The following is a 25,114-nucleotide window of genomic DNA, read 5'->3' on the forward strand; positions in this document are numbered from 1 at the left end:
CCTAGCGCGCCAGCCAGCCGCCGTCGACGGCGAGAACGTGGCCGGTGACATAGTCGGATGCGGGCGAGGCCAGGAACACGGCAGCCCCGGCGATATCCTTGGGATCACCCCAGCGGCCGGTCGGGATGCGCTCCAGGATCTGGCGGTTGCGCGTCTCGTCGCCCTGCAACGCGGCGGTATTGTTGGTGGAGATGTAGCCCGGGGCGATGGCGTTCACCTGCACGCCCTTGGCGGCCAGTTCGTTGGCCATGGCCTTGGTCACGCCGCCCACGCCGGACTTTGCCGCCGCGTAGCTGGGCACGCGGATGCCGCCTTGGAAGGTGAGTAGCGAGGCGATGTTGACGATCTTGCCGCCCCCTAATTCCACCATGCCCTTCGCCGCTGCCTGGCTGAGGAAGAACAGGGTCTTGAGGTTGGTGTCCATCACCGCATCCCAATCCTCTTCGGAGAACTGGAGCAGGTCGTCGCGGCGGATGATCCCGGCATTGTTGACCAGAATGTCTACTTTGCCGAGGCCGGCCACCGCCTCATCGATCACGCGCTGGACGGGTTCGATCGAGGAGAGGTCCGCCTTGATGTTCACGCACTTGCGGCCGGTCGCTTCGATCAGCGCGATCGTTTCGGTGGGTTCGCTGCGGCCGGCAAGGGCAACGTCCGCGCCCGCTTCGGCCAGCGCCACGGCAATGGCCTGCCCGATCCCGGTGTTGGCGCCGGTCACCAGCGCGGCCTTGCCTTCTAGGCTGAAGGAAATCGCCATAAGTTACGTCCTGTCCCAATCGCGTCATTCAGGGCGGCACGAAGCGATCCGAAGTCTCTCCCCCGGATCGCTTCGCCGCTGTGCTTCCCCTGGTTCGGGGAAAGAGCGCGCCTTACTGAAGCTGGCAGATATCCAGCACGTTCATGTCGGTATAGTCGAGGTTTTCCCCGCCCATGGCCCAGATGAACGCGTACTTCTTGGTGCCCGAACCCATGTGGATCGACCACGGCGGGCTGATCACGGCCTCTTCGTTGGCGATCACGATGTGGCGCATCTGGTCGGGCTCGCCCATGTAGTGGAAGATGCGGTCGTTCTCTTCGGGCAGTTCGAAGTAGAGGTAGATCTCGCTGCGGCGGTCATGCAGGTGCGGCGGCATGGTGTTCCACACCGAACCTTCTTCCAGCACGGTAAGGCCCAGCAGCAGCTGCGCGCTCTCGCAGACGCCGGGGATGACGAGCTGGTAGATCGTGCGCTGGTTCGAATTGGCCAGATCGCCGCGCGCCAGCGGGTTCGCTTCGGCCAGCGTGATCAGCTTGATCGGGCAGGCCTTATGCGCGGGGACCGATGCGATGTAGAAGCGCGCGGTCTCACCCTCGAAGATCACCTCGTCCGAACCCATCGGCACGTAGAGGCATTCCTTGTTGCCAACCTCGAAGCGCTGGCCATCGACCGTGATCGCGCCCGGGCCGCCGATATTGGTGATGCCGGCTTCGCGGCGCTCAAGGAAGGGCTTGCCTTCCGCGCTCTTGGGAACGGTCTGCGCGGGCAGCTTCAGCGGGCCCTTGCTGGGCACCGCGCCGCCGATCACGAAGCGTTCGTTGTGCGAGTAGTTGAGGTTGACCTTGCCGTCCTCGAACATGCCGCCGACGAGGTAGCGATCACGCAGTTCCTCGTTGGAGACGCACTCCATCATGTCAGGATGGGTGGCGTGGTAGGTCTTGCAGAACACGGGTCTCTCTCCCTTTGGAATTCAGTTCCGTATAGTGGGACATTATTGCATTTATGGTCAAGTCCTATCCGGCTCTTATCCAGCTTTGGTAACCGGTGTCAATGGTGGGTAAAGTGGATCGGGGTCTATTTGGAAAATGCCCGAATGGGCATTTTCGGCGCGGCACCGGCCCGCGGCGGATTTTCAAACAATATCAGCTTTCCGGCGGAGCTACCGAGGCGCGGCGCACCAGGTCGGACAGGAACAGCGCCTGTCGCGAATGGGCGTCGCCCGGCTCGATCAGCTTGTGCGCGGCGGCGGCGGCCATCGACAGGATCGGCCAGCGCACGGTGGTCAGCGGCGGCCAGATATGCGCGGCGATGGCGGTATCGTCGAAGCCGATGATCGAAAGCTGCCCCGGCACCTCGATCCCGCGTTCGCGCGCGGCGTGGAGCAAACCGGCGGCCATCTCGTCGTTGCTGGAGAAGACCGCCGTGGGACGCGGAGATGCGTCTAGCAGGCGCTGCCCGGCCTCATAGCCCGATTCGAACTTGTAATCGCCGCGCGTGGAGATCGCCGGATCGGGCGAAAGCCCCGCTTCGGTCAGCCCTTCGGCAAATCCCTGCTCACGCTCGGCGGCGGAGCGGAAGCCGGCGGGCCCGGCGATGAAGCCGATGCGTCGGTGGCCCAGGCTGGCCAGCCACGCCACCGCCTCCCGCACCGCCTGCCGGTCGTTCGATGCGACCAGATGCGCCTCGTCGTCCAGCGGGGCGGAGCCCATGCGCACCAGCGAGCAGCCGAGTTCGCGGCATAGCGCGGCCAGTTCGTCGTTTTCGGAAATCGGCGGCAGCAGCAGCACGCCATAGAGCCGCTGCTGTTCGATGAAGTGGCGAATATCGTCCAGCAGCCTGGGCGAATGACGGTCCACCGGGCGCACGACCAGCGCGAATTCGGTGTCGCGGATCGTCTGGAGGATGCCCTCCTGTACCCCCAGCACCATCTGCGCGTTCGGGTTGTCGTGGATCAGGCCGATCAGGAAGTTCCGCCGCAGGGCCAGCGCGCGGGCCTGCAGATTGGGCACGAAGCCCAGTTCGGCGATCACCGCCTCCACCTTTTCGCGCGTGGTCTGGTTCAGCAGGGGGGACTTGTTGATGACGCGGCTGACCGTTTTCTTCGAAACGCCGGAAAGACGCGCGACGTCGTTGATCGTGGGTTTCCCCGCAATCTGGCCCGTCGTTTGCGCATCGCGCTTGGATTCCTTCGGCATTCTCGCCCCTTCTGTCATTCGCCCGTCTGTTCTCAAGAGGTGCGGTTGACACCGACTTGCCTTCTGATCGTCGCAAAGGCAAGATGACACCGGTTTCCAAAACAGGGAAGCCCGGATAAACGGGCCATCAATGACGAACACGATTCCTTCCGCCATTCGCATCCACGCCGCCGACGATGTGGCCGTGGCGCTGCGCCCCCTAGCCGCCGGCGAACAGGCCGAGGGCGTGACCCTGCGCGACGATGTGGCACGCGGGCACAAGTTCGCTTTGCGGAACATTGCCGCAGGCGACATGGTGGTGAAGTATGGCCAGTCCATCGGCCGGGCGACGCAGGCGATTGCGGCGGGCGAGCATGTCCACACGCACAATCTGGCCACCGCGCTGGCGGGGGAACTGGCCTATTCGCCGCACCTGGGCGCGGTGGAAATTCATGCGGAAGCGGACAAGGCAGGCCCCACATGGCGCGGCTATCTGCGCGCCGATGGCCGCGCGGCGACGCGGAACGAGATCTGGATCCTGCCCACCGTCGGCTGCGTCGGCATGACCGCCGAACAGGTCGCGCGCGAAGCGCAGGCGCGGCACGCGGACTTGATCGCGGATGGCCGGATCGACGGCGTCCACGCTTTCGCCCACCCCCACGGCTGTTCGCAACTGGGTGACGATCTGGACGGCACGCGCGCCGTGCTGGCGGGGCTGGCGGCCAGCCCGAATGCGGCAGGCGTGTTGCTGCTGGGGCTGGGCTGCGAATCGAACCAGTTGGACGCACTGGTGGAGGCGGTGCCGGTCTGGGCGCGGTCCAAACTGCGGGTGCTGTCCAGCCAATCCGCCGGCAACGAAATCGCGGAAGCGGGCCAACTGATTGATGAGCTGGTGGCCGAAGCGGCCAAGGCCGAACGGACGGAACTGCCGCTTTCCGCGCTGACCATCGGCCTGAAATGCGGCGGGTCGGACGGGTTTTCCGGCCTCACCGCCAATCCGCTGCTCGGCCGCCTGTCGGAAACGATGGCGCAGGCCGGCGGCAAGGCGATCCTCACCGAAATTCCGGAGATTTTCGGCGCCGAACAGGCACTGCTGGATCGTTCCACCTCGCGCGCGGTGTTCGAAGCGGCGGCGGGTTTGGTGAACCGTTTCAAGCGCTATTATCTCGACCAGGGCATGCCGGTTTCGGAGAATCCCTCGCCCGGCAATCTGGCGGGCGGGATCACCACGCTGGAGGAAAAGTCGCTGGGCGCGGTGCAGAAGGCGGGCCATGCGCCGCTTTGCGACGTGATCGATTACGGCGGGCAGGCCAGCGTGCCGGGCGTCACCCTGCTGGAAGCGCCGGGCAACGACGCGGTGTCTTCCACTGCATTGGCGGCATCGGGCGCGACCTTGGTGCTGTTCACCACCGGGCGCGGCACGCCGCTGGGCTTTCCGGTGCCGACGATCAAGGTCGCGTCCAACCGCACGCTGGCCGAATCGAAGCCGCACTGGATCGACTTCGACGCCTCCATCGCGCTGGACGAAGGGCAGGGCGCGGCGGACACCGCTTTTCTGGCCCGAATCCTCAGCTTTGCCAGCGGCGAGCGGACCGCCTCCGAACGCGGCGGCCAGCGCGCCATTGCCGTCTGGAAAAGGGGCGTAACCCTTTGACATCCATCGTCATGGCCAATTGCGTTTGCTTATGACACCGGTTTCCTATAGCGATCTGATCAACGAGATATTGGGGTAAGGGATGAGTTTGACCGAACAGGCGAAAACGATCGCGGGAGCATTCGTGGCGGCGCGGCGCGAGAAGCGCGCGCTGGCTAGCTATCCCGGCGAAACGCCTTCCAACCTCGACACCGCCTATGCGATCCAGAACCTGGCGCTTGAACTGGACGGACGTGCGGTGGTCGGCTGGAAAGTGGGCAAGATCAATGTGCCCGACGATGCGCGGCTGGGCGCCAACCGGCTTTCGGGACCGATCTTCGCGGACAGCGTGATCGATGCCCCCAACGGCGAAGTGCCGGAAATGCCGGTGTTCGCCGATGGCTTCGCGGCGGCGGAGGCGGAATTCCTGCTGCACGTCGCGGCCGGCTGGAATGGCGTGGTTCCGGCGGACGATGCCGGCACGCTGGCGGTGCTGGATGCCGTGCACATCGGCCTCGAAATCGCCAGCTCGCCCTATCCGGGCATCAATGCCGATGGCCCGACGGTGACGATTTCCGACTTCGGCAACAATGCCGGCATGGTGATCGGCCCCGTGCTGGAAGGCTGGCAGAGCGCAGACTTCAACGCGATCACCGTGCGCTTCGATATCGACGGCGCAACGGCGGGTGAGGCGACCACGGCAACGATGCTGGACGGGCCGCTGGGCGCGGTGCGCTTCCTGCTGGGCAACCTGGTTGCGCGCGGGATCGATTGCAGCGCGGGCACCTGGGTTTCCACCGGCGCGGTAACCGGGGTTCATCCGGTCGTGCCGGGGCAGACGGTGATGGCCTCCTTCGCGCAGCACGGTACCGTGCGTTGCACTATCGCGGCGGCGGTGCCCGCCTGAACAGACGAGACGGTCCGGCAGGCCTAAAAGGGCCGCCGACAAAGGGAGCAGGGAAATGGATGCAGGCACCACAAGCATCGGGATCGGCGGCGACGTGAATCGCGCCGTTCCCGCCGCTCCGGTGAAATCCGGGCGCCATCGCTGGGTGGTGGTCGCGCTGCTCTTCGCGGCGACCGCGGTGAACTATATCGACCGTCAGATGATCGGCGTGCTGAAGCCCACGCTGGCGGGCGAATTCCACTGGACCGAGAGCGATTTCGCGGGAATCGTCTTCTGGTTCCAGCTGGCCTACGCGATCGGCTACCTCTCGTTCGGCAAAGTGGTGGACGTGCTGGGCGCGCGGCTGGGTTACACCATCGCCATCGTGATCTGGACGATCAGCCACATGGCGCACGGTTTCGCCACCGGCGTCGTCTCCTTCGCGGCGGCGCGCTTCGGCCTTGGCATCGGCGAATCGGGCAATTTTCCCGCCGGCATCCGCGCCGTCACCGACTGGTTCCCCCAGAAGGAGCGCGCCTTCGCCATCGGCCTGTTCAATGCCGGGGCGAATGTGGGTGCGATCATCACCCCGCTGCTGGTGCCGCTGCTGGTGCTGTGGTTCGACTGGCGCGCGGCCTTCTTCGTTACCGGCCTGTTCGGTGTGGCCTGGCTGGTGGCGTGGTGGGCGATCTACCGCCACCCCAGCGAGCATGCCCGCGTCACGCGTGAGGAACTGGACTGGATCCGCCAGGACCCGGCCGACCCGGTGGAGAAGATCGGCTGGGGCCGCCTGCTGACGGTGAAGGAAACCTGGGCCTATGCCCTGGGCAAGTTCCTGATCGACCCGATCTGGTGGTTCTTCCTGTTCTGGCTGCCGGGTTACCTGTTCGAGCGCTACGACCTTGACCTGAAGAGCTTCGGCCTGCCGCTGGCGGCGATCTACCTGATCTCCGACGTGGGCAGCGTGGCGGGCGGCTGGCTTTCGTCCAAGCTGATCAAGGCGGGCCGCACGCCCAACTTCGCCCGCAAGGTGACGATGCTGATCAGCGCGCTCTGCGTCCTGCCGATCTGGTTCGCGCAATCGATCGACAGCGTCTGGATGGCGGTGCTGATCATCGGGCTGGCAACGGCCGCGCACCAGGCGTTCTCGGCCAATCTCTACACCCTGCCTTCGGACATGTTCCCGCGCGGCGCGGTGGGTTCGGTGGTCGGCATCGGCGGCACCGTGGGCGCGCTGGGCGGCATGGGCATGGCCCTGTTCGCCGGCTACATCCTCGACGCCACCCACAGCTATCAGGTGCTCTTCGCGATCTGCGCGAGCGCCTATCTGCTGGCGCTGGCGGTGGTCCACTTGCTCAGCCCGAAGCTGGGACAGGCACAGGTCTGACCGATAGACGGCGGGGGCCGGAAGTGGCCTCCGCCGTCTATTCTTCCACGAATATGCGCAGCCGTTCGATGCGCGCATCCCACTCTGCCGAGACGCGGTCCAGATAGAGCCGGACCGTCTCCAGCCGATCGGGCCGCAATTGCCACTGGCGATCGCGGCCGACGCGGAAGCTTTCCACCAGCCCGGCATCTTCCAGCACGCGCAAGTGCTTGGTCAGGCCCTGCCGCGAGACGGCCAGATCGGCGCTGTTCAGCCGCATGGTCGAAAGCGGCCCCTCCGCGCCGAGCCGGGTCACGATCGACAACCGGCACGCGTCCCCCAGCGCTGCGAAGATCGGAACCGCGCCCTGAATCTGCGCGAAGGCCTGGTTTCCGCCGATCACGATCCGCCCGCGCCCTCCGCCCGATCCAGATAGAGGGCGATCAGCCGGCTCTGATGCTCCCACCCGCCGCTGTTGGCCTTGAAGGCAGCTTCCCGCCGGTCGGCAGCTAGCTGCGCGAAGCCGGATTCGGTGATCGTCAGCCGCACGCCGCCGTCGGCATCCTCAAGCTCGAACGTGACGAGGGTCATCGGCTCGTCGTCGTAGTTCCGCGCGGGATCGATGGCGAAGGGATGCCAGCGGAACGCGAACAGGGTCATCGGCTCGATCCGTTCGATGCGGAACAGCGCAGGCTTGCCGCGATGCGGCTCCTGCATTTTCGCGACTTTGGAATCGACTTGCGTGGGCACGATCCGGCCGGTCGCGTCCTGCCCGGCGACGAAAGGCCCGTCGAACTCCATCCCGAACCACGCGCCGAAGCGGGCGGAATCGCTGATGGCGTTCCACACCCGCTCCCGGCTGGCGCGCAGCACCACGGTCTTTTCGATACGATCCTGATGGGTAGCCTGAGTCATGAGCAACCTCCTGGTTGCTCCTCACGTACCATGCGGCGGCATGAGGAGCAACCGAATGGTTGCGTATTTACGCCCGCCCGGTGTTACTTCACATCCCAGACGATCGGCAGGTTGCGGATCGACAGCAGGCCCGGGAATACCGAAGTGTCCGCCCCCGGCTTTACGCGGAATTCGGGAATCCGCTTGAACCATTCCTCCAGCAGCACGCGCAACTCGCGCCGGGCAAGGTGCGCGCCCAGGCAGATGTGCACGCCGCCCACGAACGTAAAGTGGCGGTTGGCCTTGCGCTCCGGATCGAATTCGCGCGGGTTCTCGAAGCGGGCGGGGTCGAAGTTGCCGGCGGGGTTGAGGCAGGAAAAGCTGTCGCCCTTGCGCACCTGAATCCCGTGCCATTCGAAATCCCTGGTGGCGGACCGGGCGCTGGAGAGGATCGGCTGCGTGCGCAGGAATTCCTCGACCGCCGAATTGATCAGTTCCGGATTCTCGCGGATGCGCCGTTGCAGGTCGGGCTGCAGCGCCATGCGGCGGAACATCTGCGCGATGGTGGCGGCCACGGTGTCCAGCCCGCCCAGCCAGAGGAACCAGACCATGCCGATCTTCTCGTCATCGGTGGGCGCGCGGCCTTCGATCGTGCCGTGGACGATGGAGGAGACGAGATGCTCGTCCGGGTTCTGCTCCTTCTCGGCGATGAAGGCGCGCAGGAAATCGAGCACGCCGCGCAGCGCCGCCTGCATCTTTTCCAGGCTGCCGGAATGCAGGATATCCCACTCCCAATCCAGAAACTGGTCGAACTTCTCGTCCGGGAAGCCCATCAGGCCCATGAAGATCCGCACCGGGAATACCCGCGCGAAATCCCAGGCCATGTCGACCTCACCCTTCTTTTCGATGGCGCCGATCATCTCGTCCACCACCTGGCGGATGCGCGGTTCCAGATCGCGGGTGATCCGCGCGGGGCTGAAATAGGGCATCAGGTAGAGCCGGTACTTCTGGTGGTCCGGCGGATCGATGGCCAGCGGGATGGACTTGAACGTCTCCCCGATCAGGCGCTGGAATTCGGCGGTGCCGGCGTTGGAAAAGTGGTCGTTATCCGAATAGACGCGCTCGATATCCTCGTAATGCGTCACCACCCAGTTGCCGCGCCGGTTGCCGCTGATCGCGCCAAGGCCGTGCATCATCGGCGGGTTGTAGAGCAGGCGGGGAATGTCGTCCCCGGCCAGCCAGCCGCAGGGTTCGTAAGGGTCCACCAGATCGTTCGGCACGGTGCCCATGGCGAAGCCGAGATCGACGATCCGGTCCTTCGGCACATTGTCGGGGGCGTCGAAATCGACACGGATATCGTCGAGCGTCTGCATTTGTGGCATGATGTTCTCTCCCGAGAGCATGGATGCCCGGCCGGCCCCTTCGCGGCAAGACGAAGTGAGACTGCTGTATCATAGCGGCCGGGCCAAAGACCATTCATCGTCTCGGCGTTGGGCTCATCGATTGATTGCGGCCCCGTGGGTTGCGACATGAGTCCCCAATACGTTTTTGGGAGATACGGCCATGGCCGACGCAGACACCAAGGAAATGAAGGACTCGGCGCGCAAGTACTGGTCCTCCGAAGGCTACACCAAGGGCGGCGTGATCCGCGAGGTGGACTATGCCACGCAGTCCGGCGGGCTCGACCCGTCGCTGGAAGGCATCAAGATCGTCGATACCGATACCCACCTCAGCGAACCGCCCACGCTGTTCACCGACCGCGCGCCGATCGGCCTGAAGAGCAAGATGCCGTTCGTGAAGCGCGATGCCGATGGCGTCGATCGCTGGTACATCGGCGATCGCAACTGCGGTTCGCTGGGCGGCAACGTGATCCGCAAGGACAACAACAAGCTGCTCGGCCGCTTGGCTTTCCCGACGCTGGAAGAAGCGCATCCGGGCGGTCACGAGATTGCCCCACGCCTTCAGGCGATGGACGACATGGGCGTCTATGCGCAGATCTGTTTCCAGAATTCCGGCGTCACCCAGGCCGGCATGCTGATGACGCTGGGCGACGACGATCTGGCCGTCACCATCATGAAGACGTTCAACGATTTCAACGCCGACTATCAGCGCGAATCGGGTGAACGCCTGTTCCCGATGGCGCACCTGCCGTTCTGGAACAAGGCGGAGATGGAGAAGGAAGCCCGCCGCTGCATCGACATGGGCCTGCGTGGCTTCGTGCTGCCCGATACGCCCGAGCGTGTGGGCGTACCCAGCTTCAACCACGAATACTGGACGCCGTTCCTGGAAATGATCGACGCCGAAGGCATCTCGCTCAACTTCCACCTGAACGCTGCGATCGACCCGAACACGTTGACCTGGGAAGGCTTCCAGTTCGAACAGACGCTGTCGGTGGTCGCCACGATGTTCTCGATCGGCAACGCGGCGACGCTGGGCAACTGGATGGTCTCGGGCCGTCTGGACCGCCACCCGAACCTCAAGATCGGCCTGATCGAAAGCGGCATGGGCTGGGTGCCTTTCGCGGTGGAAGCGCTGGAGCACCAGTTCCAGGAAATGCTGCCCAGCAAGCGCAACGTGCTGAAGAAGCAGCCCTGGGACTACTTCCGCGATCACTTCATGTGCACCTTCTGGTTCGAGAAGATCGCGCCCAAGCTGCTGCTGGAAACCATCGGCGTGGAGAACGTGATGTTCGAAACCGACTTCCCGCACCCCACCTCGCTCTATCCGGGCGTGCAGGCGCACATCAAGGACGTGCTGGGCGGCTACGACTTCGCCACCAAGAAGAAGGTGCTGCAGGACAACGCGGTGCGGTTCTACAAGCTGCCGTTCTGATCGGGGCATTCCGGCTCAAGAAGAAAGCCGGAGGCGGGCAACCGCTTCCGGCTTTTTCTTTGGCGAGGGGCCCTGTTTGGGAATGCCTCGTCCGGGCAGTTCCCAAACAACCTCTTACTCCAGCGCGCGATAGCGGAAATTGCGGAAGACCACGCTACCGGCGCCTGTGGCGAACAGGGCGGGGCGCAGGCTCAGCAGGTCGTCCACGGTGTTGGCATTGTAGCCGGCCACGTAGCTGCGCACGCCATGGCGCGTCCAGTTGGTGCCATCGGTGCTGTAGTGGAAGGTCACCACCTGTCGGTCATTGGTGATGCGCATGTGCATCCGCCGCGCGGCCGGGGCGGGTTCCTGCCAGTAAGACGGCTTGCCGCCGCGATAGGTGGTCATGCGTTGGCCGTCGATGCCCATGCCCAGGAACAGGCGGTCATCGAAGAACAGCAGCAATCCGCCCTGCGCCGCGCCAACCAGTTCCAGTTCCACCTCGATCGTGAAGGCGCGGTCGCCCACTTGCTGGGTCAGCGGCGAACCGTTCGCAGGGCCGGTGCCCTTGGCGGCCAGCGTCAGCCGACCGTCCGCCACGGTGACGCGCGTGCTCTCTGCCGGAGGGCTGGCGTGCAGGCTCCACAAGGTGCCGAGGCGGTTGCTGCGAAAATCGTCCGAATGCGCCATGCCATGCGGCACGGCCGGGCCGGTCGGCTTGGCCAGCGGCGTCGATAGATCGCCCCCGGCGCTGCGGAACCAGCCATCGGCGGTCCATTCGATGGGTTCGAGCAAGGTCTGCCGGCCCAGTGTGTGGAAGCCGTTCTCATAGCCGTGATAGACCATGAACCACTGCCCGCCCGGCCCCTCTACGCACGTGGCGTGCCCGCGCGACCACCAGAGTTCCGCTTCCGATCGCGTTCGCTGCACCGGATTGTGCGGGCAATTCTCCCAGGGTCCATGGATGGAGCGGGACCGGGCGACGACGATCATGTGCCCGGTCGCCGGGCCGCTGGTGCCGCCCACTGCGTTGACCAGATAGAAATAGTCGCCGCGGCGGAACAGCTTCGGGCCTTCGGGTGACCACGCTTCGGTGATCCAGTCGTCCGGATAGTGCCAGGCCTGGTAGGCGGTTTCGACCGGGCCGGCGGTCGACAGTCCATCCGGAGACAGGCGAACCCGCTTTCCCTCGTTGAAGAACAGGTAGCGGTGGCCGTCCTCCCCCACCGCATGGCCGGGATCGATCAGCCCGCCGATCTTCAGATCGATCGGATCGCTCCACGGCCCGGCCATGCTCTCGGCATGGATCACGTAGATGTTGGCGAAGCTGGCCAGGCCCTGCGACCAGTCCGCCTTCATGAAGGGGATATAGATGAAGTAGCGTCCGCCATGCTTCACCAGATCGACGGCGAAGCCGGTGCCCAGCGGCTTTTGCAGCGCGGGGCCGATCGGCCGCCAGTTCACCAGATCGCGCGAATGCCAGATCAGCAACCCCGGCGCCGCATCGAACGACGAATGCGTCATGTAGTAATCGTCGCCGTCCTTCAGCACGCTGGGATCGGGATAGTCACCGGGCAGGATCGGATTGAGATAGCGGCCATCGCCCAGATCCGCTTTGCGCTGCCCCTCGATACCGCGCGCCCATTGCGGGGCAGGGGGGCATTGCGGGGTGTCCGTGGAATGCGCCGGCTCGGACGGAGAGGGCGATTGGGCCCTGGCCGCGCCCGATACCGCAAGCGTGCCGCCGATCGCCAACTTCAACGCATTGCGCCGCGATTCCATATCCTGCCCCCTCCCGATAGAATTAGATTGATCATTCTATTTCAGAAGGGACCCGTTTCGGCAAGCCGTCATGGCAGGGGGGCCGGCGGATCAGCCCGGGATCGTCATCCCCGGTTTCCAGCCGCTCTTTGCCAGAAATGCCTTGGGATCGGGCATCGCGTAGATTTCGCGCAGCGCCTGCTGCTTGTCATGCGCGCGGAGGTAATAGGCCTTGATGATGCGATAGCCTACCCAGTAGCCCAGGTCGCCGGGCTGCGCCGCGTCGCCCACGCCATTGTACATCCACGCGGAAAGGTCGGTCTTGTCGGCATCGCGCAGGAAGGCGGTCTCGATCCAGACGGCGTGCTGATAGTTGCCGACGCCGCCGGAGATCAGTTCCGCCGTGAATTCGCCCGCGCCTTCCATCAGCGACATCGTCAGCACCGTCGCCTGCGGGGTATCGGGCTCCAGCGCCTGCTGCGCGGGCGATTGCTGGATGTGGCCATATTCGTGGGCGATGGTGTGGACGAAGCGGTCCTCCACGTTCGGGTCCATGAAGTCCGCCGAACAGAGCGCCTCCAGCCCCATCGTCACCCCGCTGGAATCGGTGATGCCCACCGGCCGCCCACGCCCGATCACGAAAGTGACCGGTGGGTTCTTCGCCTCCGGATAGAGGGCGGAGAGCCTGGCAAAGGCGCTCGCCAGCCGCAGTTTCACGGCGGGCAGCACGGACAGGCAGGTGCGCGCCTTGGCATAGACTTCGAGGTGCGCGGCGATGTTGGCGGCAATCCGCGCGCCGGTGACGCTGCGGAGTTTGGCGATCTCGTGCAGGCCGGCGGTGCCGGGCGCGAGATAGTCGCTGTCCAGTTGTTCGGCGGTGGGATGGCCGCCGGCGTCGTCGTAGAGGCGGAAGAAGCGGTCCACGTCTTCGGTCAGGATCTGCGGCGCAACGGGCGCCCCGGCAGCGGAGAGCGGGGCCGAAAGGCAGAGCGCGAAAGCGGCGAGGCGGCGGATCATGCGCGGATGCTGACCGCTTCGCCGGTTCGCGTCAAATTGCGGTGTGTCCGCTTGTCGGCGGCGCGCTGGATCCGAGCAGCCACTGGCCCACGCCCGCGCTCATCGTCGTCTAGCCACCCCATCTCCCACTCAACCCCGTCATCCCCGCGAAGGCGGGGATCCCGCTTTTCTTGGCGCGCGTGGCGAGAAGGAAGCGGGGCCCCCGCCTTCGCGGGGGCGACGGGGGTTTCGGTTGAGGGGAGAAGCGCGCGAAAACCGGGAGCAGAACGGGAAAGGGGGAGGCCGCACCATGCGGCCTCCCCCTCGGCTCAGCCCTTGATGAACGCCAGCAGTTCGGCGTTGATCGTGTCCGCATGGGTGGTGTGCATGCCATGCGGAAAGCCGGCCAGCACCTTGATCGATCCGTTCGGCAGCAGTTCCACCGACTTGCGCGAGGCATCGTCGATCGGCACGATCTGATCATCATCACCATGCAGGCAGAGCGTGGGCACGGTGATCGCCTTCAGATCCTCGGTCTGGTCGGTTTCGGAGAAGGCCTTGATGCCTTCGTAATGCGCCTTGGCGCTGCCGATCATGCCCTGCCGCCACCAGTTGTTGATCGCGCCCTGGATCACGGTCGCGCCCGGGCGGTTGAAGCCGTAGAACGGGCCGGCCGGCACATCGATGTAGAACTGTGCGCGGTTGGCGGCCAAGGCGGCGCGGAAACCATCGAACACTTCCAGCGGCAAGCCTTCGGGGTTGGCCGGCGTCTTCAGCATCAGCGGCGGCACCGCGCTCATCAGCACGGCCTTGGCCACGCGCCCGGCCGGCTGGCCGTGCCGCGCGACATAGCGGGCCACTTCGCCCCCGCCGGTGGAATGGCCGATGTGGATGGCGTTCTTCAGGTCCAGATGTTCGACGACGGCAAAGGCATCGGCGGCGTAGTGGTCCATCGTATGGCCCTCGCTCACTTGCGAGGAACGGCCATGGCCGCGCCGGTCATGCGCGATCACGCGAAACCCCTGGCCCAGGAAGAACAGCATCTGCGCGTCCCAGTCGTCTGCCGAAAGCGGCCAGCCGTGGTGGAACATGATCGGCTGGGCTTCTTTCGGGCCCCAGTCCTTGAAGAAGATGTCGACGCTGTCCTTGGTGGTGACGAAGCTCATGGCACGGTCCTTTCCATTGGGTGTGGGAGATCGGAAAAACGGCACGGGAGATCGCTTGCTGCCCGGTAAGTACCGGCAGCATATGAACTATTCATGGCTTATGGGGCGACGGCGGGAAGCTAGTGAAGGTGCGGCGCGCTTGCAAGCACAAGCCGTGGGAGGAGGTCCGTCACAAGCGGCAGGGCGAAGCCTGCGTCAGACCAGCCCGAGCTTGGCCAGTTCGCGCGCGAGCGCGGGCGGCATGGCATCGCCGGCGCATTCGCCTTCGCCCAGATCGCGCGGGGCGTCCTTTTCGGCCAGATAGCGCCAGCCCTGATGCGCGCGCTTCGGCTGGGTGACCACCGGGATCAGCGTGGGGGCAAGCCGTATCCACCAGCGCCCGTCCTCGCGCTGTTCGAAGCCCAGGATCGGCGATCGGCCGACCAGCGCATGTTCGTAGATCCAGTAGAGCGATCCGCCGACCATCTCCTCCTGCCGCTTGGGCAGGTAGCGCGTGGTCAGCCGCGCCTCGCCGATGTCGCCGTGGCTTTCCAGCCATGCCCGAAGGCTCGCCGGGCTTTCGGCGGAGAAGGCGATCTTGGTCATGTGCAGCGGCATGACGGCTAGATAGGGTGCGGGGTCGGATGAAGCCAGTGGGGTTCGCACGAAAAGGCCGGGGCGAAGGCATTGCGGCCTCCGCCCCGGTGGCCGAGACCCTAGAGCGTCAGGGCGACGCGGCCGTCGATGCGGCCGTGGCGCAGATCGTCCAGCACCTGATTCACATCCTCCAGCGGCCGCGCGGCCACTTTGGCCTTCACCTTGCCCTGCGCGGCGAAGGCGATCGCCTCGTCCAGATCATGGCGGGTGCCGACGATCGAGCCGCGAATGGTGATGCGCTTCAGCACGACGTCGAAGATCGGCGTCGGGAAGTCGCCCGGCGGCAGGCCGATCAGGCTGACGGTGGAGCGGCGGCGGGCGCAGGCGATGGCTTGCGAGAACGCGGCTGGGGACACGGCGGTGACGATCACGCCATGCGCGCCGCCGCCGGTTTCCCGCTGGACCTTGGCGACAAGTTCGGGGTCGGTGGCGTCGAAGGCCAGTTCTGCGCCGAGGCTCTTTGCCAGCTTCAGCTTGGATTCGCCGATGTCGATGCCGATCACGTTGAGGCCCATGGCCTTGGCGTACTGCACCGCCACGTGGCCCAGCCCGCCGACGCCGGAGACCACCACCCATTGGCCGGGCCGCGCCTCGGTCTCCTTCAGGCCCTTGTAGACCGTCACGCCCGCGCAGAGGATCGGCGCCATCGACACGAAGTCCACATCGGCGGGCAGGCGGCCGACGAAGGGTGCGCTGGCGATCACGTATTCGGCATAGCCGCCGTTCACCGAATAGCCGGTGTTGGCCTGCTTTTCGCACAGCGTTTCCCAGCCGGTCTCGCAATATTCGCATTCGCGGCAGGCATGGTGCAGCCAGGGCACGCCCACCGCATCGCCTTCCTTGAGATCGGTGACGCCGGCGCCCAGCGCAACGACATAGCCCACGCCTTCATGCCCCGGGATCAGCGGCAGCGCCGCCTTGACCGGCCAGTCGCCGTCGATGGCGTGAAGATCGGTATGGCACACGCCGCTGGCCACCACTTTCACCAGCACTTCGCCGGGGCCGGGGGTGGGGATCGGCACGTCCTCGATAGTGAGGGGGGCGCGGTATTCGCGGGCGACGGCGGCGCGCATGGTCTGCATCGGATCTCTCCTCGATCTCATTGCCGCGAAGGGGGAATTCGCGGGTTTCGGATGCCGGGCCGCTTCGTCGTGCCGTGCGAAGATCGGGCCCGGACAGGCTGCGACCCATCCGCAGACAGTCTTAGGCCGCGCCGCAAAATCGAGGCAACAGGGCGCGCCGGTGCTGCGCGCAGTCTACGTCGAAGGGTGTTTCAACCTTGCGACAGTTTGGGATTGCTGGACAATCCGCCTAGGCCGCATCCGGGCCCCGACTGTGCCCCCTCAGCGCTTTTCGTAGCGCGCCAGCCCCGGCCCCAGCACATTGGCGCCGGGCTTCACCGCATCGTCCGACCAGTCGGCCACGAAGGCGCTCTTGCGGTCCAGCCCCGGTGCGAAGCGGGCATTGTTGCCGTCCACCACCAGCCCTTGCGAGCTGTGGTCGCGATGCTCGGCGGCGACGGCGATGAACGTGGAGTAGTTTTCCTTGTCGCGCCCCTGCACGAACCAGTTGTTGACGATGCGCCCGGTGGCGCCATCGGGCAGGTCGATCATGTAATTGGTGCCGCGCCCGGCCGAATCGTCGAAGCTGCAGTCGCTCACTTCGATCCGCGCCGCGCGGCTCTTGAGGTAGTGGCCGCCGGTGCCCGCCTCGAACCGGCTGCGGGTGACGGTGAGGGCGCCATAGTTGCCGACATAGATCGAATGCGCGCAGCCGGAACCTTCGCAGGTGCCCAGCCGGCTGAAGGTGGACTTGTCGATGGTGACGGTGCCGCGCTGGTCCTCGCCGGTCAGCAGGCCCTGCTCGCTGTCGCGGAACCAGGCCTGCGAGATGGTGAGGTTGCCGTGTTCCAGCCGGATGCCGGCGCCGTTCTTGTCGCCCACGCGGATGTTGGCGAAGACCATGCCGTCCACATGCGCACCGCGCCCGCGCAGCACCAGCGCTGCCTTGTCCTCGCACGCCACGCCGTCGAGGATGGACTGGCCGGGGACTGCGGCCTGATAGGTCACCTCGCCCTTGTCCTGCACCGCGCAATCGGCAAAGCGCATCGACGCGAAGCGGATCGTGCCGCGCCCATCGCCGATGGCATCCACCGCCTCCTGCAACCGCGCATAGCTGCGCCCGGTTTCGACCACCGTGTAGGGCGCCGTCGCATTCTGCGCCTGTGAGCCCGTGGCGGGCAGGGCGATCAGCGGAAGAGCGACAAGCGAAAGTGCGGCGGGCGCGATTCGGGCGATGCGGTTCATGGGCGGCAGACTAGCGCCTTGCGCGAAGCTTGGCGCAAGTCACTTTGGCAGCGTCTCTTTGCGGGACAGGAGGCGGGTGCCTGTTCAGGCATCAGCGGGCGGATCGCACGAACGTGGCGATGTCGGCCACGACTTGCGGCGTCAGCGGCAGGCCCGGGTCGGCATAAGTGGCGATATTGGCGGCGCGATCGTCCGAGGTCACGACCTTGAGCACGTGGTTGGTATCGGGCAGCAGCCGCAAGTCGGCCTTGGGCTGGGCTTGCTTGAGCAGGGCGGCGTCTTCCTCGGTCACCTGGATGTCGCGCTGGCCCTGAAGGATCAGGATCGGCCCGCGATAGGATGCGGCGAGCCTTGCGGGATCGAGGGCCATGGCGCTGATCAGGAAGCCCTGCACGTTCGCCCGGAACAGCGGGGCAAGGGCAGGGGAGAGGCCGGCCGCGTCGACATGGCGGCCCGCTTCCAGTTCCGTGATGGCGGCATTGGCCTGGTCGAGCAGCGGGGCATTGGCCGGGTTCGCTTTCAACTGATCGCGCAGCACCGTGCCCAATGGCCGGCCTGGCGCGGAAACGAGAATGAGGCCGCAGATGCCGGACGGGTCTTGGCTGGCGCGCAGGGCGACCAGCCCGCCTTCGCTATGCCCCAGCAGCCACACGCATTTGGCGCCGGTGCGGGCGCGGATGCTGGCGATCCATGCGTGCGCGTCGGCCGCGTAATCGTCCATGGTAACGGCATTGGCGTCCGGCACCGCGGCGGCGCTGGCGAAGAGGCCGCGCTTGTCGATGCGCACGCTGGCGATGCCCTGCGCGGCAAGGCCTTCCGCCAGCAGGCGCAGCGATGCGGCCTTGACGCCCAGCGGGTTGTTGCCGTCCCGGTCGGTGGGGCCGGAGCCGGGGATCATCAGCACCACCGGCGCGCCCTTGCCGGCGGGGGTGGCGGGCGACAGCATCGTGCCCTTCAGCGGCGCATCGGGGCCGGGCGCTTCGACGAAGGTTTCGGTGGCGGGCGGCGATGCGCCGATCAGGGCGGCGGCGGCGAGCAGCAGGGGCGCGGTGCGCATCGGTTCAGCCTTTCCGGCCCCAGCGCCATTTCCAGCCCCCACGCGTGCGGCGGACGACGATGACGAGGAACAGGCCGCTCGCCAGCAGGAACAGCACGAAGGCGGCGATATGGCCGCCGGTGGTGCCGATGCGGTTGAGCAGGCTGGCCCCGGCCACCGCCGCGACATAGCCTGCCACCACCAGCCAGCCCTGCCACGCGATCGGCAGGCCCGCGCCATAGCCGAAGCGCTTGGGGGCGAACCATGCCCCGTCGTTCGCCGGCGCGTCTTCGGTCGACTTGCCCATCATGCCTCATCCTCCTGCTTCGGCGGGCGTCCGCGCTTTGCGGGTTCGCCAGCGGCCACTTTCACGCCGCGCTTGGCCAAAGCCTCTCGCAGCAGCACTTCGACTTGCGCGTTGACCGAGCGGAAATCGGCCACCGCACTGCGTTCGAGCGCGGCGTAGAGCGCCGGATCGATCCGCAGCGGAAAGGCCTTCTTGCCCGGACTAGCCATGGATACGTGCCACGGTCACGCGCCGTTCGCGGTCACTGGTACAGCGTGCCGGTATTCACCACCGGCTGGGTATCGCGTTCGCCGCAGAGCACGACCATCAGGTTGGAGACCATCGCCGCCCGGCGTTCGTCATCCAGTTCGACCACGTTCTTTTCGGACAGTTGCGCCAGCGCCATCTCCACCATGGAAACCGCGCCTTCCACCAGCTTGCGGCGGGCGCCGATCACCGCTTCCGCCTGCTGGCGGCGCAGCATGGCGCCGGCAATTTCGGGGGCATAGGCCAGATGGGTCAGGCCGCATTCGTCGACCGTCAGGCCGGCCACGCGCAGCCGTTCGATCAGTTCGGCACGCAGTTGCGCGTTCACTTCGTCATGGCTGCCGCGCAGCGTGACTTCGGCATCCTCGACATCGTCGTAGGCATAGCGCGACCCGATCGAGCGCACCGCCGCCTCGATCTGCACGTTCACGAAGGCGCGGTAATCGTCCACGTCGTAGAGCGCCTGCGCGGTGTCCGCCACGCGCCACACCACGTTGGTGGCAATCTCGATCGGGTTGCCGCGCAAGTCGTTCACTTTTAGCTTTTCGGAAACGACGTTGTTGGCGCGGACGGAGATCTTGCGCTTGGCCATCCATGGCCAGGTCCAGCGCAGGCCGGGATTGCGGTCCGTTCCGCGGTACGATCCGAACAGCGTGACGGCCACCGCCTGATTCGGCTGGATCATGTAGAAGCCGGAGGCAATCAGCACTTCGCAGGCCACGGCGGGCAGGATGAAGGCCAGGAACGCCAGCACGGTGCCGCCGCCGGGATTGCCGCTGGCCAACGTGATCACGCTGAACAGGATGGCCACCAGCAGCACCAGGAACACGACCAGCATCAGATAGCCACTGGCGCTGCCGGCGGTGGTTTCACGGCTGGAATTGATGGGGAGATGCGACTCGGACATCGGCGGCTTGCTCCATTTAATTTGATATCACTTTAATATCGGTTTCGGACGGATGGTCAAGCGGGTGCTGGCAGGCCAGGAGGAGGGCGTGATGGGACGAACGGTCAAAAGCACACCTAACCGGGGTTGAAATCGGATCGATTCGCTCATATTGGGTGCCCTGCGGGCCGGGCCCCTCTGGCGCGGCGCCTCTTGCAGCAGTTCTTCGGAACGCTGCGCATCCAAGGCGCCACGTGATGTCGGACCGCATCGGGTTGATCCCCGGTGCAGGTTTCCGAGTGCCCTTGCAGGCCCCGTCAGCTCGGCAATCGGAACTGCCGTCGGATCACCCGATCGAACCAACCTTTGTTCGATAGGGATGCTGTTATGACCGACCGTATGTTCCACCTGCTTGAGCGCTTCCAGATGCTCGACGCCCAGTTGCGCCGTGCGCAGGGCTCGACGCGCCGCAATCTGTTTCAGATCGCGGAGCTGGAGCGAAGGAAATTGAGAATAAGGGCCAGGCTGGCCCGGCTGTTCGTCCCCCCGGCGGCCGTAGTGTAAGCCTGTAACCCTCGCGCCGGCGCGCTGCCCCCCATGTACGCGCCGGCGCTTCCTTCCTTCAGCAGGACATGATCCGTGGAACTCCTTTTCGCTGACTGGCTGGGCACTCCGGCCTGGTTCTGGCTGGCGTTTGCCGGCCTCGTACTCGTACTTACCGCCTTCGATCTCGGCTTCCTGCACAAGGATGACCGGGAGATGGGCATTGCCGAATCGCTGAAGCTTTCGGCCTTCTACATCGCCATCGCCGTCGCGTTCGGCGGCTGGGTCTGGTGGGCCAAGGGCTCTGCCGACGGCATCGCCTGGTACACCGGCTATTTCCTGGAGAAGGCGCTTTCGATCGACAACGTCTTCGTCATCTCGATGATCTTCGGCTTCTTCGCGATCGCGCCCAAGTACCAGTATCGCGCGCTGCTCTGGGGCATCATCGCGGTGATCGTGTTGCGCGGACTGATGATCGCCGGCGGTGTGGCGCTGGTCTCGCAGGCGCACTGGGTGATGTATATCTTCGCCGCGTTCCTGGTCTTCACCGGCGTGAAGATGCTGTTTTCCGGCGATCACCAGCCCGATGTGGCGCACAATCCCGTGGTCCGCTGGATTTCCCGCCACATGCGCGTGACCAAGGCGCATCACGGCCACCACTTCTTCGTGCGCGAGCCGAACGACGCCGGCCGCATGGTCTGGGCGGCGACACCGCTGTTCCTGGCGCTGGTGGTGATCAACTTGGCGGATCTTGTGTTCGCGGTGGATTCGGTGCCGGCGATCTTCTCGATCACCACGGACACCTTCATCGTCTACACCTCCAACATCATGGCGATCCTGGGCCTGCGCGCGTTGTACTTCGCGCTGGCGGCGATGGTGCATCGCTTCCACTACCTGAAGTATGCGCTGGCCATGGTGCTGGTGTTCATCGGCGGCAAGATCCTGGTGGCCGAACTGCTGCTGGACGGCGCGAAGTTCCCGCCCTTGCTGAGCCTGGGCGTCACCATTGCACTGATCGGCGGCGGCGTGGGCTGGTCCTTGTGGAAGACGCGCGGGCAGGAGGCGCAAAACGGCCATGCCTGAACCGACCTTGTTTGATTGAGGGAAGCGCGCTGCTAGGGGTAATCCGATGGCGCGCCTTATCCTCTTCAACAAGCCCTTCGACGTCCTGCCGCAGTTCACCGATGCGCGTTCCCCCACGCCGCGCGCGACGCTGTCGGACTATATCGCGGTGCCGGGCGTCTACCCCGCCGGGCGGCTGGACCGCGATAGCGAGGGGCTGATGCTGCTGACCGACGATGGCCGCCTGCAGGCGCGCATTTCGGACCCGCGCTTCAAGACGGCCAAGACCTATCTGGTGCAAGTGGAGGGCGAGCCGGACGAAGCGGCGCTGGCAGCCTTGCGCAAGGGCGTCACCCTGAACGACGGCCCCACCCGCCCGGCCGAGGCGCGGCGGATCGATCCGCCCGAACTCTGGCCGCGCAACCCGCCGGTGCGGTTCCGCAAGACGGTGCCGGATTGCTGGATCGAACTGACCATCCGCGAAGGGCGCAACCGGCAGGTGCGGCGTATGACCGCGGCGGTCGGGCATCCCACGCTGCGGCTGGTGCGCTGGGCGATCGGCGACTGGACGCTGGACGGCATTGCGCAGGGTGAATGGCGCGAGATTTCGGTTTGAGGGGTGGGCGTCAAATTACCGCCAGCTGAGGCTAATCCGTACCGTTACTGACAACCTGTCAACAGCACATCCCGTCATCCCTGCGAAGGCGGGGATCCCGCTTCTTTCACGCGGCGGTTGCGTTGTGGCGCAAGGAAGCGGGGCCCCCGCCTTCGCGGGGGCGACGGGGTGTTTTTTGGCTGACGTTGTTGGTTGTGTAGAGAAGGGGCCGGTCAAGCCCACCCGCTCAATCCGGCTTCCAGCCGATCTCGGCAGCGGAGGCGGACTTGGGGATGTCGGTCAGCGCTTCGTTCACGGTGATCGCCTCGCCCGGCTTCAGCTTGCGCTTGGACGGGACGACTTCCTTTTCGTAGACGATGCGGTCGCGCTTGTCGCGCAGCACCACCAGGAGCGAGGGCACGTAGCGCGTCTCGCTGCCGGTGTTGCTGATCGTGCCGGAAACCGAGAAGAACTCGCTGCCGTCGGGCAGGGGCTTGCGGTCCTGCCGCTTGCGCGGGAAGTCCAGCTGAAGGTCGGGCTGCGCCTGCGAGAAAGTCTGGCGCGGGATCGGCAGCCAGTCGGGCAGGCCGCCCAGGGCCACGGCGCCGGTCAGTGCCAGCGTCGCGCCTGCGAACACGACCGAGGCGATGGTCGCCAGCTTGGCCCAGTTGCGGCGGGGGCGGAACGGCGGCGCGAAATCGAAGCTGGACGGCCCCTCGTCCGCATAGTGCGGCATCGTGGTGTCGTCGTAATAGCCGCCCGCATTGCGGGTGCCCGGCGCCGGCGGAGGCGAAGGGGGCAGGGGATCGCGATCCGCTTCAGGCTCGGGCGACGGCACGCGCACGGCGGGCGTGCGCGGCGGTACGGTGAAGCCCGGCGCGGGTTCGGATGCGGCGGAAGCAGCGCGTGCCACCGGCGCCGGTGCCGGCGCAGGCGGGGCCTGCTCGACCGGGCGTGGCGCGGGAGCAGGGGCCGGTGCACCCTCTTCCGGTGCGGCCTGCGGAACGGGGGCTGGTTGGGGAGGCGGAGCTGAAGCCGGCGCCGAAACCGGCGGCGCGGCTGCCGGATCGGCCAATTCCGGGCCATCCTGGAACCAGCTGTGGCGACACTTGGCGCAACGGACCGTGCGGCCGTCGACGCCGATCGCGCTGTCCGGCACGGCATAACGCGTAGAGCAGGCTGGGCAGGCGATAATCATAGTCACAAAACTATAAGCACGACTGGCTTGCCCGCGACAAGCGCCAGACCTGTGGGCACAGGCCGGAGCGCTCTTTTTTCCACACTGAATGCGGGTTAGGTGATCACAAAATGCGTTCTTGGCGCATTTCCAAACCGACTCTATCAGACGTTCGGTCGCCCGTTCGGTCCGACCTGTCACCAGAACACACGAGCATGACCGCGGACGGCGAAATCATCCACTTCGACAATGTCGGCCTGCGCTACAGCACCGATCGTGAGGTGTTGAGCGATCTGACCTTCACGCTGTTCGCCGGGCGGTTCTACTTCCTCACCGGCACCAGCGGCGCGGGCAAGACGTCGCTGCTGCGCCTGCTGTATCTTGCCCAGCGCCCGTCGCGCGGGGCGATCCGCATGTTCGGCACGGACGCGATCACCCTGCCGCGCGCACGCCTGCCGATGCTGCGGCGGCGGATCGGCGTGGTGTTCCAGGATTTCCGCCTGATCCCGCACTTGTCCGCGTTCGACAACGTGGCGCTGCCGCTGCGCGTGGCCGGCCATCAGGAACGGGACATCTACGGCCCGGTGCGCGACATTCTGGAGTGGGTGGGGCTGGCGGACCGGCTGGACGCGCGCCCCGCCACGCTTTCGGGCGGCGAGCAGCAGCGCGTGGCCATCGCCCGCGCGGTGATCGCGCGCCCGGCGATGCTGGTGGCGGACGAGCCGACCGGCAACGTCGATCCCGAAATGGCGCAAAAGCTGATGCGCCTGTTCGAAATGCTCAACCGGCAGGGCACCACCGTGGTGGTCGCCACCCACGATCTGGACCTGCTGCGCAAGGTGTCCGACAGCCTGATCATGCGGCTCGATCGCGGGCGGCTGTCCGATCCCACCGGCGCGCTGCGCTATCCGCCCCGGAAGCCGGCATGATCTTCGGCAAGCCACCTGAAGAAGGTGCCCCGCGCATGGGCTGGCGGCGGCTGGGCGTGCGCGGTGCCGAACTGGTTCCGCAGGCGCGCATGTCCGGGCCGATGCCCTGGGTGATCGCGATCATGGTGGCGCTGACCGCCATTGCGCTGGCCGCCGGCCTGGCGCTCGGCAATGCCATCACCTCCGCCAAGGCGGAGATCGAGGGCGGCGTGACCGTGCAACTGCTGGAACCGCGTGAAGATGTGCGCACGCGCGAGGCCGGGGCCGCGGCCGATGCGCTGAAGCGCCAGCCGCATGTCGCCGGGCTGCGGCAGGTGCCGCAGGCCGAACTGGACGCGCTGATCGAACCCTGGCTGGGTGCCGACGTGGGGGAGGCGACCAATGCCTCCATCCCCGTGCCCGCGCTGATCGAACGTGCGGCTGGACGGCCCGGCCACCCCGGCCAGGCTGAAGGCGCTGCAGGCAGCGCTGACCAAAGTGGCGCCCTCTGCCCGCGTCGATGCCCAGTCCGGCTGGCTGAAGCCGGTGTTCGACGCGATGATCTCGCTTCAGGTGCTGGCCATCGCGCTGGTCGCGCTGCTGTCCTTCGCATTGGCGGCGGCGGTGCTGCTGGCGGCGCGCTCCGCACTGGGCGCCAATCGCGAGGTGATCGAGATCGTGCACCTGCTGGGCGGCACCGATACGCAAGTGGCCCGCGTGTTCCAGCGCTCGATCGGCTTCGATGCGGCCGGCGGCGGCACCGTGGGGCTGGCGCTGGCGCTGGTGGTGATCCTGTCGATCGGCCGCCGCTTCGGCGGGCTGGGCGCCGGGCTGGTCGATAGCGGCGCGCTGGTGTGGACCGACTGGCTGCTGTTGGCGCTGGTGCCGCTGCTGTCCACCCTGCTTGCCATGCTCACGGCACGTTTCACAGTGCTGCATGCGCTGCGCAAGATGCTATAGTGCGCACA

The 25,114-nt window shown here is 66.1% G+C and carries 25 protein-coding genes and 1 pseudogene; 9 read left to right on the forward strand and 17 right to left on the reverse strand.

Annotated elements, in window-relative coordinates; genetic code table 11:
- Nucleotide 1: 1 nt before the first annotated feature.
- The 3 genes from kduD to WBP06_RS00220 form a co-directional block, all read right to left on the reverse strand.
- Nucleotides 2-757, reverse strand: a complete 756-nt coding sequence (gene kduD, locus WBP06_RS00210; protein ID WP_395330658.1) for a 2-dehydro-3-deoxy-D-gluconate 5-dehydrogenase KduD — start codon at nt 755-757, stop codon at nt 2-4.
- A gap of 112 nt (nt 758-869) precedes the next feature.
- Nucleotides 870-1,706, reverse strand: a complete 837-nt coding sequence (kduI, locus tag WBP06_RS00215; protein WP_395330660.1) for a 5-dehydro-4-deoxy-D-glucuronate isomerase — start codon at nt 1,704-1,706, stop codon at nt 870-872.
- Between the two features lie 193 nt (nt 1,707-1,899).
- On the reverse strand, nt 1,900-2,952 hold the full coding sequence (locus WBP06_RS00220; protein WP_395330662.1) for a LacI family DNA-binding transcriptional regulator: 1,053 nt from the start codon (nt 2,950-2,952) through the stop codon (nt 1,900-1,902).
- A 130-nt stretch (nt 2,953-3,082) separates the two neighbouring features.
- On the opposite strand from WBP06_RS00220, the gene WBP06_RS00225 reads away from it, so the two are divergent.
- From WBP06_RS00225 to WBP06_RS00235, 3 genes are all read left to right on the forward strand, one after another.
- Complete coding sequence (locus WBP06_RS00225) at nt 3,083-4,585, forward strand: UxaA family hydrolase (protein WP_395330664.1); 1,503 nt, start codon at nt 3,083-3,085, stop codon at nt 4,583-4,585.
- A gap of 82 nt (nt 4,586-4,667) precedes the next feature.
- The gene (locus WBP06_RS00230; protein ID WP_395330666.1) at nt 4,668-5,471 is read left to right on the forward strand and encodes a 2-keto-4-pentenoate hydratase; all 804 of its coding nucleotides are present in this window, start codon (nt 4,668-4,670) and stop codon (nt 5,469-5,471) included.
- Between the two features lie 55 nt (nt 5,472-5,526).
- Nucleotides 5,527-6,837 (forward strand): MFS transporter, encoded by a 1,311-nt coding sequence (locus WBP06_RS00235; RefSeq protein ID WP_395330668.1) that lies wholly within the window; start codon nt 5,527-5,529, stop codon nt 6,835-6,837.
- A 37-nt stretch (nt 6,838-6,874) separates the two neighbouring features.
- On the opposite strand, the gene WBP06_RS00240 is transcribed toward WBP06_RS00235, so the two are convergent.
- The 3 genes from WBP06_RS00240 to WBP06_RS00250 form a co-directional block, all read right to left on the reverse strand.
- Entirely contained in the window at nt 6,875-7,219 is a 345-nt protein-coding gene (locus WBP06_RS00240; protein WP_395330670.1) for an ArsR/SmtB family transcription factor, read from the reverse strand.
- Nucleotides 7,216-7,731 (reverse strand): SRPBCC family protein, encoded by a 516-nt coding sequence (locus tag WBP06_RS00245; RefSeq protein WP_395330672.1) that lies wholly within the window; start codon nt 7,729-7,731, stop codon nt 7,216-7,218. Before WBP06_RS00245 ends, WBP06_RS00240 begins: the two co-directional genes overlap by 4 nt.
- Before the next feature lie 83 nt (nt 7,732-7,814).
- Nucleotides 7,815-9,092, reverse strand: a complete 1,278-nt coding sequence (locus WBP06_RS00250; protein ID WP_395330674.1) for a cytochrome P450 — start codon at nt 9,090-9,092, stop codon at nt 7,815-7,817.
- A 181-nt stretch (nt 9,093-9,273) separates the two neighbouring features.
- On the opposite strand from WBP06_RS00250, the gene WBP06_RS00255 reads away from it, so the two are divergent.
- Nucleotides 9,274-10,542, forward strand: a complete 1,269-nt coding sequence (locus WBP06_RS00255) for an amidohydrolase family protein (RefSeq protein ID WP_395330676.1) — start codon at nt 9,274-9,276, stop codon at nt 10,540-10,542.
- A 114-nt stretch (nt 10,543-10,656) separates the two neighbouring features.
- Here the strand turns inward: WBP06_RS00255 and WBP06_RS00260 are convergent, their stop codons facing one another.
- From WBP06_RS00260 to WBP06_RS00305, 10 genes are all read right to left on the reverse strand, one after another.
- Nucleotides 10,657-12,303: a family 43 glycosylhydrolase gene (locus tag WBP06_RS00260; RefSeq protein ID WP_395330678.1), complete on the reverse strand. Its 1,647-nt coding sequence runs from the start codon at nt 12,301-12,303 to the stop codon at nt 10,657-10,659.
- Nucleotides 12,304-12,393: 90 nt separating this feature from the next.
- The gene (locus WBP06_RS00265; RefSeq protein WP_395330680.1) at nt 12,394-13,299 is read right to left on the reverse strand and encodes a DUF2268 domain-containing putative Zn-dependent protease; all 906 of its coding nucleotides are present in this window, start codon (nt 13,297-13,299) and stop codon (nt 12,394-12,396) included.
- A gap of 308 nt (nt 13,300-13,607) precedes the next feature.
- Nucleotides 13,608-14,444, reverse strand: a complete 837-nt coding sequence (locus WBP06_RS00270) for an alpha/beta fold hydrolase (RefSeq protein WP_395330682.1) — start codon at nt 14,442-14,444, stop codon at nt 13,608-13,610.
- A 195-nt stretch (nt 14,445-14,639) separates the two neighbouring features.
- A complete protein-coding gene (locus tag WBP06_RS00275; RefSeq protein WP_395333960.1) occupies nt 14,640-15,041 on the reverse strand; it encodes a DUF1489 family protein in 402 nt (133 codons plus the stop codon).
- A gap of 98 nt (nt 15,042-15,139) precedes the next feature.
- On the reverse strand, nt 15,140-16,162 hold the full coding sequence (locus tag WBP06_RS00280; RefSeq protein ID WP_395330684.1) for a zinc-dependent alcohol dehydrogenase: 1,023 nt from the start codon (nt 16,160-16,162) through the stop codon (nt 15,140-15,142).
- A gap of 261 nt (nt 16,163-16,423) precedes the next feature.
- Complete coding sequence (locus WBP06_RS00285) at nt 16,424-17,386, reverse strand: right-handed parallel beta-helix repeat-containing protein (RefSeq protein ID WP_395330686.1); 963 nt, start codon at nt 17,384-17,386, stop codon at nt 16,424-16,426.
- Nucleotides 17,387-17,477: 91 nt separating this feature from the next.
- On the reverse strand, nt 17,478-18,443 hold the full coding sequence (locus WBP06_RS00290; protein WP_395330688.1) for an alpha/beta hydrolase: 966 nt from the start codon (nt 18,441-18,443) through the stop codon (nt 17,478-17,480).
- A gap of 4 nt (nt 18,444-18,447) precedes the next feature.
- Nucleotides 18,448-18,732, reverse strand: a complete 285-nt coding sequence (locus tag WBP06_RS00295; protein ID WP_395330690.1) for a hypothetical protein — start codon at nt 18,730-18,732, stop codon at nt 18,448-18,450.
- A complete protein-coding gene (locus WBP06_RS00300; protein ID WP_395330692.1) occupies nt 18,729-18,938 on the reverse strand; it encodes a toxin-antitoxin system HicB family antitoxin in 210 nt (69 codons plus the stop codon). The genes WBP06_RS00295 and WBP06_RS00300 overlap by 4 nt, the downstream gene beginning before the upstream one ends.
- Nucleotides 18,939-18,970: 32 nt before the next feature.
- Entirely contained in the window at nt 18,971-19,882 is a 912-nt protein-coding gene (locus WBP06_RS00305; RefSeq protein ID WP_395330694.1) for an SPFH domain-containing protein, read from the reverse strand.
- 366 nt (nt 19,883-20,248) lie between these two features.
- Here WBP06_RS00305 and WBP06_RS00310 point away from each other — a divergent pair, with 366 nt between their 5' ends.
- The 3 genes from WBP06_RS00310 (at nt 20,249) to WBP06_RS00320 (ending at nt 22,082) form a co-directional block, all read left to right on the forward strand.
- Nucleotides 20,249-20,425 (forward strand): DUF465 domain-containing protein, encoded by a 177-nt coding sequence (locus WBP06_RS00310; RefSeq protein ID WP_395330696.1) that lies wholly within the window; start codon nt 20,249-20,251, stop codon nt 20,423-20,425.
- Between the two features lie 75 nt (nt 20,426-20,500).
- On the forward strand, nt 20,501-21,487 hold the full coding sequence (locus tag WBP06_RS00315; RefSeq protein WP_395330698.1) for a TerC family protein: 987 nt from the start codon (nt 20,501-20,503) through the stop codon (nt 21,485-21,487).
- Between the two features lie 46 nt (nt 21,488-21,533).
- Nucleotides 21,534-22,082, forward strand: coding sequence for an rRNA large subunit pseudouridine synthase E (locus WBP06_RS00320; RefSeq protein WP_395330700.1), 549 nt, complete (start codon nt 21,534-21,536; stop codon nt 22,080-22,082).
- 226 nt (nt 22,083-22,308) lie between these two features.
- On the opposite strand, the gene WBP06_RS00325 is transcribed toward WBP06_RS00320, so the two are convergent.
- The gene (locus WBP06_RS00325) at nt 22,309-23,259 is read right to left on the reverse strand and encodes a zinc-ribbon domain-containing protein (protein ID WP_395333962.1); all 951 of its coding nucleotides are present in this window, start codon (nt 23,257-23,259) and stop codon (nt 22,309-22,311) included.
- Between the two features lie 194 nt (nt 23,260-23,453).
- Between WBP06_RS00325 and ftsE the strand changes: the two genes are divergently transcribed.
- Entirely contained in the window at nt 23,454-24,167 is a 714-nt protein-coding gene (gene ftsE / locus WBP06_RS00330) for a cell division ATP-binding protein FtsE (protein WP_395330702.1), read from the forward strand.
- Nucleotides 24,168-24,202: 35 nt separating this feature from the next.
- Nucleotides 24,203-25,106, forward strand: a pseudogene (locus WBP06_RS00335) (cell division protein FtsX).
- The last annotated feature ends 8 nt before the right edge of the window (nt 25,107-25,114 follow it).

The organism is Novosphingobium mississippiense (genome assembly GCF_044029535.1).
In the GTDB taxonomy this organism is placed as follows: domain Bacteria; phylum Pseudomonadota; class Alphaproteobacteria; order Sphingomonadales; family Sphingomonadaceae; genus Novosphingobium.